Origin of the sequence: Reyranella sp. CPCC 100927, assembly GCF_007859315.1 — a bacterium.
Taxonomy (GTDB): Bacteria; Pseudomonadota; Alphaproteobacteria; order Reyranellales; family Reyranellaceae; genus Vineibacter.
This window is the reverse complement of the sequence record NZ_VOHA01000001.1, coordinates 1,277,465-1,291,654: the sequence shown is the minus strand read 5'-3', so window position 1 is coordinate 1,291,654 and position 14,190 is coordinate 1,277,465. Positions and strand designations below refer to the sequence as shown.

Sequence of the window (14,190 nt, the reverse complement as noted above, 5' to 3'; positions counted from 1 at the left end):
TCCCCTAGTAGCCCGCCGTACGCTCGTTCGCGCCCGGCTTCTTGTGCGCCCACACGGGCTTGTAGCCACCGCGCCAGTCGGGTGGCATCTCCACGGGACGGGTGTCGAAACTGGCGAACTGCGCCGCCTTGCCGCGCACGATGTCGCCCTGGTGCGGGGTGGGGATGGGATTCGGCGTGTAGGCAAACGAATCGGCCGACGAATAGACGGGCAGCAGCAGCGGACGTGCCGCCGGCGCGCGGTTGGGTGCCGAGCCATGGACGATGCGACAGTTGAGCAGCACCGTGGTTCCCGGCCCGCCGGTCAGGCTGTCGATCATGTCGTCCTTGAGCCAGGCGAGATCCTGGGGCCGGATCTTGACGACGAAGTTGCCGGCATCGTCGTACATCGAGAACAGCGGACCTTCGTGGCTGCCGCGGGCGACGGTCAGCGGACCCTGATCGTCCCGGCAGCCATCGATGTAGACACCGATGGTCACCGGACTGAAATCGGTATGAGGCCAAGCGGGGATGTCCTGGTGCCAGCCGAATCCCTGGCTGCCGTTGCCTGACTTCACATTGAGTTTGGCATGATGGAACTTCACGTCGGGACCCACGACGTCGGCCGCCAGATCCGTCATGACCGGATCGGTCATGAATTCCCAGAACACCGGATGCTGATCCTGCGGACTGCTGACACGGTGCAGCCGCGGCGTCTGCGGCGAGTGGCCTTGCTCCAGCACATAGACCGTATCGGACTCGCGCACCGCGCGGCTGCGATCCAGAAGAACCGCCGTCGCCTCGCGCAAGCGCGTCAGCCACGCCTGCGGCACATGGTCGGGCAACACGAGGAAACCGTTCTTGAAATAGAAATCCCGCTGCTCACGGGTCAACACGTTGGCCGGGTGCTTGAGCACGTCCTGGGTTTTCATGCCGGCGACCTCCCGAAATCGCCTCGCCAAGGTGCAAGGTTTCACACCAGCCCGACATACCCCGTCGCGCGTGGCAGCTATTCGACAGCGCGCTGCTCGCGTGGCACGAAGTAGCGGGTGGGCGCCAGCTCCGGCTCCTCATGGGCGACCAGCGCTTCGAAGTGGCAATCGGCATCGGCCACGAATAGGTCGCGCACGATCGCGTGCGCCAGCCGCGTGGCGCCGACCCCCAGCCCCGGGATATCACCCGCCAGCGGCCCGTGGCTCATGGTGCAGCCCCAGTTGAAGACGTGAATATCGGCCAGTCGCGGTGTCGCGCCCTCGCTGCGCGGACACAGCTGGAAACCGTCGCCCAGATAAGGAAAGCGCGCCGCCTCCAATTCGGCGGCACTCTCCGCCGGTGCGCGGCGATCGGCCCATAGCATGATCTGGTCACGCAGCGATGCCAGTTCGAGACGTTCGGTCAGGTCGACATCGAAACCGGTCGCGATGATCACGGCATCGAAGCGGTGCCGACCGGCCGGCGTCGTCACCATCACGCCATCGCCATCGACGGCAAGATCCGTCCACGGCTCGCTGAAACGAATCGCGAATCCTTCGTGGCGATCGCAGCGCAGCACCGACTCGTGCGGCGGCGGCGCCTGCTCGTCGAAGATGTAGGTCATGAAGCGCCAGCGCCGATCGTCGTCCAGGGCGGCGAAGCCGCGCTGAAAGCCGGGAAATGACGCGCCCTTGGATTTGTTGACCTGCGGCAGGAAGCGCCGACGCGCAAACATGACCACCGCGCCGGCCCCCGCCTCCAGCGCGCTGCCGGCATTGTCGAACGCCGAGGCGCCGGCCCCGAGCACCCCGACGCGCCGTCCAGCGAGCACCGCAAAATCGATGTCGTCGGACGAATGGAACACGCGCCCACGTACGGCAGCGCCGGCGGGATCGAACGACGCAAAGGTCGGCCAGCGTGGCGCACCACTGCCGTCGCGGCCCAGCGCCAGCACGACCTTGCGCGCGAAGACGACCTCAGGACCGCGCGGTCCGCGCAGGCTTACCCGCAGGAACGCACCATCCGCGTCCAACGACGTCATGGCCGTATCGTTCTCGATCGGCAGCGCCGCGATGCGGCGCACCCACAGCAGATAGTCGAGCCAATCCAACCGCGGCGCCTTGTGCAGGGCTTCCCAGCCGTCGATACCGTGATGAGCCTCATACCACGCACGATAGGTGAGCGTCGCAACGCCCAGGTCGGGGCCGGTGAGCTGCTTGGGCGAGCGCAGCGTCTCCATGCGCGCGAAGGTACCCCAGGGACCTTCCCTTCCCGGCGGGTTGCGATCGATGATCCGGATGTTGCACACGCCGTCGCGCCGCAGAGCGAACGCCGCGGTCTGGCCGCACATGCCGCCGCCGACGATCAGCACATCGCATGCAGGTTTACCGTCAGGCGCCGTGGCGGGCACGACCCAATTGGCCGTCGGGTAGTTGAGCCGCTGCAGGTCATGCCGGGCCGCATCTTCCAGAGCGCCCAGGCCCGTCGACCCGATGCCGGCGTCACCGCCCTTGCGCTGCCCTATGTTGTCGAGGATTTTGTCCATTCCCGCTCGCCTTTGTCGGCACGACGCGGACCTCATAGCAGAGTCTGAATTGATGATCGAATTGCCGTGCTACTACAGTGTGTCCTCGCCCTGGGCCTATTTTGCCGGCCCGCGGCTGCAGGACGTTGTTCGCCGACATCGGGTCAAGCTGGTGCTGAAGCCCTACGACTTTCAGGCCGTGGTACCGCGCACCGGCGGCGTACCATTGCGCACCCGGCCCGAACCGCGCCGCAGCTACCATGAACTCGAGCTCGATCGCTGGCGCCGGTATCTCGGCATGCCGCTGAACCTGAAGCCGAAACACTATCCCCAGGTGATCACCGACCCGAACTGGAACAAGGCGCCGGGCTGGATGGTGATTGCCGCGCAGTCGGCCGGCCTCGACGCGCTGCGGCTGTCGCACGCGCTGCTGCGCGCCCTGTGGGCCGAGGAACGCGATACTGCCGATCCTGCGGTGCGACGCCAGATCGGGGACGAGAACGGCTTCGATGGCGCCGCCCTGGTCGCCGCCGAAACCAGCGCGCCGGTCCAGGCGTTGTACAAGCGGTACAGCGAGGAGGCCGAGGCGCTGGGTGTGTTCGGCGCGCCGACCTTCATCGTCGACGGCGAGCGCTTCTGGGGCCAGGACCGGCTCGACTTCGTCGATCGCGCGCTCGATGCGTTGCGGATCCGGCTCGGCCAGTAAAGGCAGGACGATGCCATGAGCAAAGCTTTCACCAAGGAAACCGACGACGTCGACGACGATCTGCCGGATGACGCACCGTCGTTGCCGACCGGCGTGAAGAACTACGTCACACCGCAGGGCTTCGCGCGCCTGCGCGAAGAGATGCTGACCCTGATGAACACCGAACGCCCCGAGGTCGTGAAGATCGTGGCGTGGGCAGCCGCCAATGGCGATCGGTCGGAGAACGGCGACTATCTCTACGGCAAGAAGCGCCTGCGCGAGATCGACCGCCGCATCCGCTTCCTGAGCAAGCGGCTGGAGCATGCCGAGGTCGTCGACGCATCCAAGCAGCCGCGGCGTGACCAGATCTTCTTCGGCGCGACCGTCACCTACGTCAACGGGCGCGACGAGGAACACACCATCACCATCGTCGGTGCCGACGAGGTCGATCTCGAGCGCGGCCACGTGAGCTGGTTGTCGCCGATCGCCCGCGCTCTGCTGAAAGCGCAGGAAGGCGACACGGTGCAGGTGCGCACACCCGCGGGCCTCGACAACATCGAGGTGCTGGCGATCCGCTATCCCGACGCTGGCAAAGCCTGATCGGATTGCGATAGGTTGCGGCCGCCCGCTAAGCACCTGACTTGAGACGGGTGAACTGTTTCCAGCGGGCCCGTTCCATGACCGATGATCTTCTGTTCCTGTCTGCCGCCGATGCCGCCGCCTTGATCCGCCGGCGCAAGCTGTCGCCGGTCGAGTATGTCGAGGCGATCCTGGCTGCCATCGAACGCCTGCAGCCGAAGCTCAACGCCTTCGTCACGGTGATGGCCGATGCCGCACGCGCCGCCGCGCGCCAGGCCGAGGCCGATGTGGCCGGCGGCGTGCCCCTGGGCCCCTTGCATGGCGTGCCGGTCAGCATCAAGGATCTGATCGATGTCGCCGGCGTGCGTACGACACACGGCTCGCACATCTTCGCCGACAATGTCGCCGCCCAGGATGGCGTGACGCCGGCGCGGCTCAGGACGGCTGGCGCCATCATCATCGGCAAGACCACGACGCCGGAGTTCGGCCACAAGGGCCTGACCGACAGCCCGTTGCAGGGCATCACCCGCAATCCCTGGGCGCTCGACCGCACGACCGGCGGCTCCAGCGGCGGCGCGGCCGGCGCCATTGCGGCGGGCCTGGCGCCCTTGGCCATCGGCACCGACGGTGCCGGCTCGATCCGCGGGCCGGCCGCGACCTGCGGCATCGTCGGCCTGAAGCCGACCCTGGGTGCCATCCCCATGGAGACCGCCAGCGACGTCTTCGCCAACAACGCCTACGCGGGACCGATGACGCGCACGGTGGCCGACGCGGCGCTGATGTTCTCGACCCTGGTCGGCCCCGACGACCGCGACCCGTGGTCACTGGCGCAGACCGGCCTTCGACCGATCTCCCCGATCCTGGCCGGCCAACGCCTCACAGGCATCCGGATCGGCTACATCGCCAAAATGGCCAACCCGCAGGTCGACGATGCCGTCCAGGCCAACACCGACGCGGCACTGAAGGCTCTCGCCGCACTGGGCGCCGAGATCGAACCGGTCAGCGAAACGATCGACTGGATCGAGTACGAAGGCCGCGTGCTCTACCAGTCGGCGATCGCGGCCAAGATGCTGCCGCGCTTCCCCCAGTGGCGCGACAAGATGGATCCCTCGCTGGTCGCCTTTGCCGAATGGGGCCAGGCCTTCAGCATGACCGACGTGCGCAATGCCGAGTACGCCCGCTCCACCCTGTTCCAGGCGATCCAGCGCCTGTTCCGGCGCTACGACTTCCTGGTGTCGCCGACCACGGCGCGCACCGCGCTGGATGCCACGTTCGACGCCACCCAGCCGGTCATCATCAACAACCAGCCGTGCGGCCTGACCCGCCAGAGCTGGACCGCCTACCAGTACCCGTTCAACCTCACGGGTCATCCGGCGATTTCGGTACCATCCGGCTGGGCGCCCGATGGCCTGCCGACCGGATTGCAGATCGTGGGCCGCTGGTGGGCGGACATGGACGTGCTGCGCGTCGCGGCGCTGTTCGAGCAGGCCTGCCCCTGGGCCGATCGACGCCCCGTGATCGGGTGAGGGCGTCGTTCCCGTCATCCCGAGCGCAGCGAGGGATCTTCTGGAAGAGACGCACGGGTGCGCCTGCATCAAAAGATCCCTCGCTGCGCTCGGGATGACAAACCCTCAGCGCCAGGGTTCGACCAGGATCTTGGTATGCCGTTCGGGATTGCCGAGCTGCTCGAAGGCGTCCTTGACGCCGTCGACGCCGACCTTGCCGGTGATCAGCGCCTGGGCTTCGACCTGACCCTCGGCGATCAGGCGCAGGGCGCGCGCGAACTCCTCGGGCGTGTAGCCCAGCACGAACTGAACGTTCAGCTCCTTGCTGATGCAGAACATCGGCTCGATCTTGTCGATCTCCATGCAGACGCCGACGACCACGATGCGGGCCCCGCGCGGCACACCCTCGAACACCTGCTGCAGGACGCCCGGCACGCCGACGCACTCGAAGATCAGGGCCGGCTTGTAGGGCGGCGTCGCGCTCCACACCGCGGCCGGCACAACGCCATCGATCGCCGCCTTTTCCATCCAGGCCTGGTAAGGCGATGTTGCCGCGGGATCGACCACGATGTCGGCGCCCAGCCGCTCGGCCAGCTTGCGTCGCGCTGGTGAAAAGTCGGCGGCGATGATCGGCCGCAGGTTCTTGAGCTTGAGCGCCGCGATCACGGCCAAGCCCACCGGGCCGCAGCCGATCACCAGGGGCACCTCATCACCCCGGGCAGCCGCTTTCTCGACGGCATGGATGCCGACAGCCAACGGCTCGGTCAGCGCCGCATGCTCGGCCGACAGGCCGTTGGGTACTTCGATCAGCAGCGCCTCGTTCAGCACCATGCGCTCGGCAAAGCCGCCGGGAAACTCGTTCGAGTAGCCCACGGTCCGCGGCCCCTCGGCGGTCATGACGATCGGCATGGAACAGACACGCGTGCCTGGCTTCAGCTTGCGGGTGGTACCCGGCCCATGGTCGAGCAGCTCGGCACAGAACTCGTGACCGAAAACGATATCCCGGCTGAGATCCATCGGCGGGCGGCCACCGATCCGCCGCGAGACGTCGACCATGCGGGGACCATGCTTGTGGGCATGCAAATCCGAGCCGCAGATCCCGCACACCAGCGACTTCACCAGCACCTGCCCGGGACCCGGCACTGGATCGGGTACCGTGTCGACGACAAGATCGCCGTGCCTGAGGATCGCCGCACGCATCACAACCTCCCGTTCCATCGATCGAGCGTTCGATAGATGATCGCACGGGTGCCAGCGGGGGCGGGATCATCAATATCGGCGAGCGGCCGGTGCGCGAAACGCCGATAGCGCGTGCCAGAACAGGCACTGCCGTGGTATGATCGCTCGGGCTCGGGGAAGCCCTCTGGCATATTTTCCGCAGTGTTGTGCAATATCATCTTGCAGCGCAACAAAATTTGGGAAACAATGCTTGGTTTCAGTTAGTTAGCACGACGTCGGTATTGTATATTTCGGGGGTATTAGCCGTGACAACTGTAACCGACAAGATTCGCGAGGTCATTCGCGAGGGTGGCGCTTTGCCTGTCGACATCGCCACGCTGGGCGATACGGATGATCTCTACGCTGCCGGCCTTACCTCCCATGCCACCGTCAACCTGATGCTGGGCCTGGAGGAAAAGTTCGATATCGAATTTCCGGACCGGCTGCTGCGGCGGCGCACGTTCGAAAGCGTCGCCGCCATCCAGGCTGCCATTACCGAACTGCTGGACGAAAAAGTCGCCGCATGAGCGATCTGCTGCAGCGGGCGCGGCGGGTTGGTGCCGAGGTCGCTGCGCGGCACGCCGGCGCTGTTGACAGCCAGGCGCGCTTCCCCCGCGAGTCGTTCGCCGCCCTCAAGGCAGAGAAGCTGCTCGGCGTCATGGTGCCGACCGCCTTCGGCGGCCCCGGCGCCTCGATCTCCGAAATTCTCTCGCTGTGCCATGCGATGGGTCAGTATTGCGCATCGACGGCGATGATCTACGCCATGCACCAGATCCAGGTGGCATGCATCGTGCGCCATGGCCAGGAAAGCGCCTGGCATCGCACTCTGCTGCAACGCCTGGCGGGCGAGCAGCTGCTGCTGGCGTCGGCGACGTCGGAAGCCGGGGTCGGCGGCGACGTGCGCAGCAGCGTCTGCGCCGTCGAGGTCGACGGCGCCCGCCTGAAGCTCAGCAAGAACGCCACGGTGATCTCCTATGGCGCCGATGCCGACGGCATCCTGGTTACGGCCCGCCGCACGCCCGACTCGCCGGCTTCGGATCAGGTGATCGTCGCCGTGCTGAAAGGCGACTATCGACTGGAGCAGACGTCGACCTGGGATACCCTGGGCATGCGCGGCACCTGCAGCAACGGTTACTGGCTGCACGCGACCGGGGATGTGGCGCAGATCCTGCCCCTGCCCTATGCCGACATCTCGGCCCAGACCATGCTGCCGACGTCGCATCTGACCTGGAGCAGCCTGTGGCTGGGCATCGCCACCGACGCTGTCGCGCGCGCCCGTACGTTCGTGCGCGCCGAAGCGCGCAAGAAGGCCGGCAGCCTGCCGCCCGGTGCCCTGCGGTTGGCCGAAGCGGTGAACCTGCTGCAGCTCATGAAGTCGAATGTCGTCGCGGCAGCCAAGTTGTACGAGCAGGCCCTGGGTTCGGCAGAGCAGCTCACAGCGCTGTCGTTTGCCGTGGCGATGAACAACCTGAAGACCGGGACATCGCAGATGGCGGTGCAGGTCGTGAACCATGCCCTGCTGATCTGCGGCATCTCGGGCTACCGCAACGACTCCGACTTCAGCGTCGGCCGTCACCTGCGTGATGCCCATTCGGCGGCGCTGATGGTCAGCAACGATCGCATCCTCGCCAACACGGCAAACCTGCTTCTGGTACTGAAGGACGACCCGGGGCTGTTCTCATGAGTGCCGACGCTTCCCTGCAGGCGGCGCAGGCCGCCTTCCGTGACGACCTGATCGCGCACGGCCTGCTGATCCCGATGGGGGTCGACGGCCTATACGGTCGCAGCGGCGTCTTCGAGGACGTGATCGAGCGTTTCAACGACCTGGTCACCCGCCACGGCGGCAACGACGGCGCCGAGATCATGCGTTTTCCGCCCGCCATCAACCGGCAGCATTTCGAGGAGAGCGACTACCTCAAGAGCTTCCCGCAGCTCGCCGGCACCATTCACAGCTTCATGGGCAATGATCGCGACCACGCGGCGCTGATTGAGAAGCTGCTGAAGAAGGAGGACTGGACGCCGGGCCAGAAGGCCACGCAAGTGGTGATGACACCGGCGGCCTGCTACCCGCTCTATCCGGTACTGGCAGCACGCGGCCATCTGCCGGCCAACGGCGCGCTGAGCGACGTCTATTCCTATTGCTTCCGCCACGAACCATCGATCGATCCGGCGCGCATGCAGCTCTTCCGCCAGCGCGAGTATGTGCGCGTCGGCACGCCTGAGCAGGTGATGGCGTTCCGCCAGCTCTGGATCGACCGCGGCCAGGCGATCATGTCGGCGCTCGATGTGCCGCTGACCGTCGACGTCGCCAACGACCCCTTCTTCGGCCGCGCCGGCAGGATGCTGGCGGTCAACCAGCGCGACCAGACCTTGAAGTTCGAGCTGCTGATCCCGATCACCAGCACCGAGAAGCCGACGGCGTGCCTCAGCTTCAACTACCACCAGGACCATTTCGGTCATGTGTGGAACATCCGCACCCATGATGGCGGCACGGCCCACACCGCCTGCGTCGGCTTCGGCGTGGAGCGCATCGCGCTGGCGCTGTTCAAGTATCACGGCTTCGACGTGAAGGCCTGGCCGCAGGCCGTGCGCCAGCAGCTCTGGGGCTGACATGGACGACGCAAACGGCGCCGGCGCGCGATTGCTGCCGGTCGATCCGGCCGACTACCGCGCGCACGCGCTGCACGCGCCCGATCGGATCTGGCTCGAGACCAATTGCTACATCGATGTCTGGGTCGAGGTGTTGCATGCCTTCGGCCTGGAGCCGCTGGCGGCGCTGTCCTTCACGGTGGAGCAGGATTTCGAAGGCGACCATTTCACCTTCTTCAAGTTCCCGCCCGAGGACCTGCGCGCCCTGTTCGGCCTTCAGGTGCAGGAGCTTGCGATCTTCGACACGGTCGAAGGCCATTCGGTCGAGCAGATCCGGCGTGGCCGCATGCCGCTGGTCGAGGTCGACAGCTACTACCTGCCCGACACCCGTGGCACGGCCTATAAGCAGGCCCATGTGAAATCGACGATCGGCATCGGCGCGCTCGATATCGCCGCTCGGCGCATGAACTATTTCCACAACACCAGCTATCATCTTGTCGAGGGCGAGGATTTCGACGGCCTCTTCCGACGCCTGCCGGCGCAGCAGGGGCAGCCCGACGTGCTGTTTCCCTATGTCGAGTTCGTCAAGCGCGACGGCCAAGTGCTGGAAGGCCGCGCCCTGGTCGAGGGCGCGCTGGCGCTGATGAAGGACCACCTCGCGCGGCGGCCGGCCGGCGTCTTCACGCGGTTCCGGGCCGAGTTTCCGCGTCATCTCGAGATGCTGGCGTCGCGGCCGATGGACTACTTCCACCTCTACGCCTTCAACATCATGCGCCAGCTCGGCGCCAATTTCGAAATGCTGGGCAGTCACCTGCAGTGGCTCGCCGGGCATGGCGAAGCCGGCCTGGATGAGGCGATCGCTGCCTGCCTGCAGATCGCCGAAGGGACCAAAGCGCTGCAGTTCCAGCTTGCGCGGGCAGTGAGCCGCAAGAAGTTTGGTGATTACAGCGTCGCCCTCGACGACCTGCAGCGTGCGCACGACCTGGCGCTCGGAACCCTTGAACGCCGCTACGGGCGGTAGCAACAGCACCCTGCGGCGGTTGGACGCGGCGCTGGGCCGGCTTATTGTGCCGGCCGAACGCGCCAGGACGTGATCGGCGACCCGATTTCCGTCACTTGTCCCGAGCCGGGCGCTATGGTTAATGCTGTGCGATTCCGCGTCGGGTTGCTTCCAGCACGGCGCGTGCAGCATCGGGAGCCCCCTCGAATGACGTTTTTCTCGCGCGGCGCGCGCGTCGCTCTGCTGCTGGCGTTGAGCGCAGCGGCGCCGGCCTTCGCCCAGACGCCGCCGGCACCAGCGCCTGCGCCGGCCGCCAAGCCGCCGGGTGATCCCGTCGTGGCCGTCGTCAACGGTCAGTCGATCCGGCTGTCGGATGTCCAGGCCGCGCAGGCCAACCTGCCGCAGCAATATCGCGGCTTGCCCCTGGAGCGCATCTACCCGGCTCTGCTGGAGCAGATCATCGACGCCAAATTGCAGGTCACCGAGGCGCGCAAGAGCAAGGTGCAGGACAGCGACGCTTACAAGAAGCGCCTGGCCGCCCTCGAAGAGCGCCTGCTGCAGGAGCAATACCTGACGCAGGAGATCGACAAGCGCGTCACGCCGCAGGCGTTGAAGGAACGTTACGAAAAGAAGGTGCGTGACCTGCCGCCGGAAGAGGAAGTCAAGGCGCGCCACATCCTGGTTGCTGACGAGGCCGCTGCCAAAGCCGTGATCGCTGACCTGCAGAAGGGCGGCGACTTCGACAAGATCGCGAAGGACAAGTCGACCGATAAGGCATCGGGCGCCCAGGGCGGCGACCTCGGCTGGTTCAAGAAGGCCGACATGGTGAAGGAGTTCGCCGAAGCGGCCTTCATGCTCAAGAAGGGTGAGGTCACACCGGCGCCGGTCAAGAGCCAGTTCGGCTTCCACGTCATCCGGCTTGACGATCGGCGCGCTGCCCAACCGCCTTCGATGGAGGACATGGAAGACGAGCTGAGGGCCGAGTTGTCGCGCGAAGTGTACGGCCAGATGATGGAAGGCCTGCGCAAGAGTGCGAAAATCGAGAAGTTCAACATGGACGGCTCAAAGATTCCGGAGACACCACCGGGCGCGCCACCGGCGACGCCGCCGACGCCGGGCAAGAACTGACGGGCGCATCGCTCCCGCGCACAAGATCCATCATCGACGCGTCCTGAATGAACCCCGCCCGCCTGCGGGCGGGGTGAGAAAAGTGGCGCGACTTTTCAACATCACTTAGTGTAGGCTCACCTCCGGGTAACGGCGCGTCCTGCGGGGCGCGCCGCCGTTTTGGGGTCCACGTCCGCACGCGAACAACCAAAACGCCAACGAAAAAGGCCTCGAAGCGACGATGAACGCACCGCACGCCGTATCACCGCTGGCGCCGAAGACGACGCCGACGTTGCCCCGGATCGCCGGCGTCAAGCTAGGCGCGGTCGAGGCGGGTATCCGCTACAAGGGCCGCACGGACGTCATGCTGGCGATCGTGCCCGCCGGTGCCGTCATTGCCGGTGTGCTGACCCGGTCGAAGACGGCTTCGGCGCCGGTCGAGTGGTGCCGCAAGAATCTGCCGCGCGGCAAGGTGCGCGCGATCCTGGCCAATGCCGGCAACGCCAATGCCTTCACCGGCAAGATCGGCGACAAGTCCGTCGAGGAGGCAACGCGGGCCGTCGCGCAGGCCCTGGGGTGTGCCCGCAACGAAGTGTTCATGGCGTCGACCGGAGTCATCGGCCAGCCGCTGGATCCCGCCCCGTTCGCCAAGCACATGCCGGCGTTGGTCAAGGCCGCGCGCGAGGACGGCTGGGCCGAGGCGTCGGCGGCGATCATGACCACCGATACGTTCCCGAAGCTGGCGACCCGCACCTGCCGCATCGGTGACGGCACGGTGACGCTGAACGGCTTCGCCAAGGGCTCGGGCATGATCGCGCCCGACATGGCGACCATGCTGGCGTTCGCCTTCACCGATGCGAAGCTGCCGCCGCAGGTGCTGCAGAAGCTGCTGTCGGACGCCACCGACAAATCCTTCAACTGCATCACCGTCGACGGCGATACCTCGACCAGCGACACGCTGCTGCTGGCCGCCACCGGCGCCGCCAAGCATCCGCGTATCGACGAAGCCGACGATCCGATGCTGGTCGAGTTCAAGCGCGCACTGGACGATCTGATGATCGAGCTGGCGCAGCTGGTGGCACGTGATGGCGAAGGTGCATCCAAGTTCATCACCATCAACGTGACCGGCGCCACCAGCAATGGCGCTGCGCGCAAGATCGGCCTGGCCGTCGCCAACTCGCCGCTGGTCAAGACCGCGATCGCCGGCGAGGACGCCAACTGGGGCCGCATCGTCATGGCCGTCGGCAAGGCCGGCGAAAAGGCCGACCGTGACAAGCTGCGTATTTCCATGGGCGGCGTGCGCATCACCGATGGCGGCCAGGTCGTGCCGAAATACGACGAAACGCCCGTGGTCAAGCACATGCAAGGCCGCGACGTCGTCATCGACATCGAACTCGGACTGGGTCGCGGCAAGTGCACGGTATGGACCTGCGACCTGACGCACCGGTACATCGACATCAACGGCAGCTACCGCAGCTGATCATCTGTCGTCCTGACAGCCTGTGATTTTTGAGCCCACGCCTGTCATCCCGAGCGCAGCGAGGGATCTTCTCGGCCGTGACAGCGAACCGCTGAAAGATTCCTCGCTTCGCTCGGAATGACAGCGTCACAAAACGCTCAGGACGACAGAGGTCATGACGTCATCATCGGATCCCTTCGAGTCCTGCCCCGGCGGGCCGCCGCCGCTGGGCGATCGCCGGCTGGTGCTGGTGGCCGCGGTGGCATTGATCGACGTCGACGGCCGCGTGCTGATCGCGCAACGGCCGGCCGGCAAGTCGATGGCCGGCTTATGGGAGTTTCCCGGCGGCAAGGTCGATGACGGCGAGACGCCGGAAGAAGCTTTGGTGCGCGAACTGAACGAGGAACTGGGCATCGAGACCAAGGGGAGCTGCCTGGCGCCGATCGCTTTCGCCTCGCATGGCTACGAGACCTTTCACCTGCTGATGCCGCTGTATGTCTGCCGCCAGTGGCGCGGCCTGCCGCAACCGCGCGAGGGGCAAACCCTGAAATGGGTCGCGGTCAAATCGCTGCGCGACTATCCCATGCCGCCCGCCGACCTGCCGCTGATCGCCCAGCTGCGCGATCTGTTGTAGCTCATCGTCATCCCGAGCGCAGCGAGGGATCTTTTGGGGCAAGCGCAGTGCGCTACTTTCCGAAGATTCCTCGCTGCGCTCGGAATGACGGACCATACGTTACGGCGGCGGCTGGCGCAGCGGACCGCCGGGCGCCCAGCCGGTCAGGGCGCGAAAGATCAGTGCCTGAACGGTCACCAGCGGCGCAATCGACATGTAGGCGACGGTCTCGGCGACCAGCGTGATCAGCAGCCACGGCCCGATGCTGAGCGGCGCACCGAAGAGGCCCAGCGCGATGGTCAGCAGGATCGCCGTGGTCAGCGCCTTCACGATCACGCCGATCACCATCAGCAACAGCAGCGCGAACAGGATGGTGGGCCCGTTGCCCTTGCCGTACCGCCAGGACAGGCGCGGCGTCCAGGCCAGGTCCACCGATGGCGCCACGAGGCCGAAGCTCAGTCGCAGCGCGATGATCGCCGTCACGGTGAAGGCAAAACCCACCGGCATCGCGCGCTCGACGTCGGGCGGCACCTGTCCGGATCCCGGCATCTCCATCGGCCACGGCATCAGCATCCAGAACAGGGCGTGCAGGATGATCGGAATCGCGGCAATCAGCAGGAGCTGCCCGAGGTAGCCGCGCTCCCGCACCGTCCAGCCGAATCCCGGCGTACTGCTCACCGACTGCGGCCCCAGCAGCACCAGCCGATACCAGGCCACGGCGAACATGGCGGTCGGAACGAAGTCGAAAACCTTGATCGCCATGGCCTCGAGCGGCTCCATCCGCTCGCCGCTCACCAGGCGGCCGGCCAGCGACAGGCCGACGCTGATGACCGTCGGCACCAGGGCGATGTCGAACAGGGCGCGAACGTTTCCCGTCACCCGGCTGAAGGCTTCGGTGATGAGGTCGGAGAAGATGAGTCGCGGCGGTTGCACGGTCACAACATAAGGACGTGGGAGGGT

14 protein-coding genes are annotated in these 14,190 nt (G+C 66.2%); 10 read left to right on the top strand and 4 right to left on the bottom strand.

The window, feature by feature from the left end:
- Positions 1–4: 4 nt before the first annotated feature.
- Entirely contained in the window at positions 5–910 is a 906-nt protein-coding gene (locus FQU96_RS05930) for a phytanoyl-CoA dioxygenase family protein (RefSeq protein WP_146539876.1), read from the bottom strand.
- A 77-nt stretch (positions 911–987) separates the two neighbouring features.
- Positions 988–2,496 (bottom strand): FAD/NAD(P)-binding protein, encoded by a 1,509-nt coding sequence (locus FQU96_RS05925; RefSeq protein WP_146539875.1) that lies wholly within the window; start codon positions 2,494–2,496, stop codon positions 988–990.
- A 52-nt stretch (positions 2,497–2,548) separates the two neighbouring features.
- Between FQU96_RS05925 and FQU96_RS05920 the strand changes: the two genes are divergently transcribed.
- The 3 genes from FQU96_RS05920 to FQU96_RS05910 all read left to right on the top strand — a co-directional run bounded on the left by FQU96_RS05920 (position 2,549) and on the right by FQU96_RS05910 (position 5,265).
- Positions 2,549–3,181: a 2-hydroxychromene-2-carboxylate isomerase gene (locus FQU96_RS05920; protein ID WP_146539874.1), complete on the top strand. Its 633-nt coding sequence runs from the start codon at positions 2,549–2,551 to the stop codon at positions 3,179–3,181.
- A gap of 15 nt (positions 3,182–3,196) precedes the next feature.
- Entirely contained in the window at positions 3,197–3,760 is a 564-nt protein-coding gene (gene greB / locus FQU96_RS05915) for a transcription elongation factor GreB (RefSeq protein ID WP_146539873.1), read from the top strand.
- Positions 3,761–3,837: 77 nt separating this feature from the next.
- Positions 3,838–5,265 carry an amidase gene (locus tag FQU96_RS05910; RefSeq protein ID WP_146539872.1) on the top strand — a complete coding sequence of 476 codons (1,428 nt, stop codon included), beginning with the start codon at positions 3,838–3,840 and terminating at the stop codon, positions 5,263–5,265.
- 105 nt (positions 5,266–5,370) lie between these two features.
- Here FQU96_RS05910 and FQU96_RS05905 read toward each other — a convergent pair whose 3' ends face one another.
- The gene (locus FQU96_RS05905) at positions 5,371–6,444 is read right to left on the bottom strand and encodes a zinc-binding dehydrogenase (RefSeq protein ID WP_146539871.1); all 1,074 of its coding nucleotides are present in this window, start codon (positions 6,442–6,444) and stop codon (positions 5,371–5,373) included.
- 284 nt (positions 6,445–6,728) lie between these two features.
- Between FQU96_RS05905 and FQU96_RS05900 the strand changes: the two genes are divergently transcribed.
- The 7 genes from FQU96_RS05900 (at position 6,729) to mutT (ending at position 13,251) form a co-directional block, all read left to right on the top strand.
- Positions 6,729–6,989: an acyl carrier protein gene (locus FQU96_RS05900; RefSeq protein WP_146539870.1), complete on the top strand. Its 261-nt coding sequence runs from the start codon at positions 6,729–6,731 to the stop codon at positions 6,987–6,989.
- Positions 6,986–8,146 (top strand): acyl-CoA dehydrogenase family protein, encoded by a 1,161-nt coding sequence (locus tag FQU96_RS05895; RefSeq protein WP_146539869.1) that lies wholly within the window; start codon positions 6,986–6,988, stop codon positions 8,144–8,146. The genes FQU96_RS05900 and FQU96_RS05895 overlap by 4 nt, the downstream gene beginning before the upstream one ends.
- Positions 8,143–9,072: an amino acid--[acyl-carrier-protein] ligase gene (locus tag FQU96_RS05890; protein ID WP_146539868.1), complete on the top strand. Its 930-nt coding sequence runs from the start codon at positions 8,143–8,145 to the stop codon at positions 9,070–9,072. The genes FQU96_RS05895 and FQU96_RS05890 overlap by 4 nt, the downstream gene beginning before the upstream one ends.
- Position 9,073: 1 nt before the next feature.
- Complete coding sequence (locus FQU96_RS05885; RefSeq protein ID WP_146539867.1) at positions 9,074–10,072, top strand: DUF1839 family protein; 999 nt, start codon at positions 9,074–9,076, stop codon at positions 10,070–10,072.
- 186 nt (positions 10,073–10,258) lie between these two features.
- Positions 10,259–11,179 carry a peptidylprolyl isomerase gene (locus tag FQU96_RS05880; protein WP_178130325.1) on the top strand — a complete coding sequence of 307 codons (921 nt, stop codon included), beginning with the start codon at positions 10,259–10,261 and terminating at the stop codon, positions 11,177–11,179.
- Positions 11,180–11,399: 220 nt separating this feature from the next.
- Entirely contained in the window at positions 11,400–12,638 is a 1,239-nt protein-coding gene (gene argJ / locus FQU96_RS05875; RefSeq protein ID WP_146539865.1) for a bifunctional glutamate N-acetyltransferase/amino-acid acetyltransferase ArgJ, read from the top strand.
- A 154-nt stretch (positions 12,639–12,792) separates the two neighbouring features.
- Positions 12,793–13,251, top strand: coding sequence for an 8-oxo-dGTP diphosphatase MutT (gene mutT, locus FQU96_RS05870; protein WP_146539864.1), 459 nt, complete (start codon positions 12,793–12,795; stop codon positions 13,249–13,251).
- Positions 13,252–13,350: 99 nt separating this feature from the next.
- Here the strand turns inward: mutT and FQU96_RS05865 are convergent, their stop codons facing one another.
- Positions 13,351–14,163, bottom strand: a complete 813-nt coding sequence (locus FQU96_RS05865; RefSeq protein ID WP_146539863.1) for a hypothetical protein — start codon at positions 14,161–14,163, stop codon at positions 13,351–13,353.
- Between the last annotated feature and the right edge of the window lie 27 nt (positions 14,164–14,190).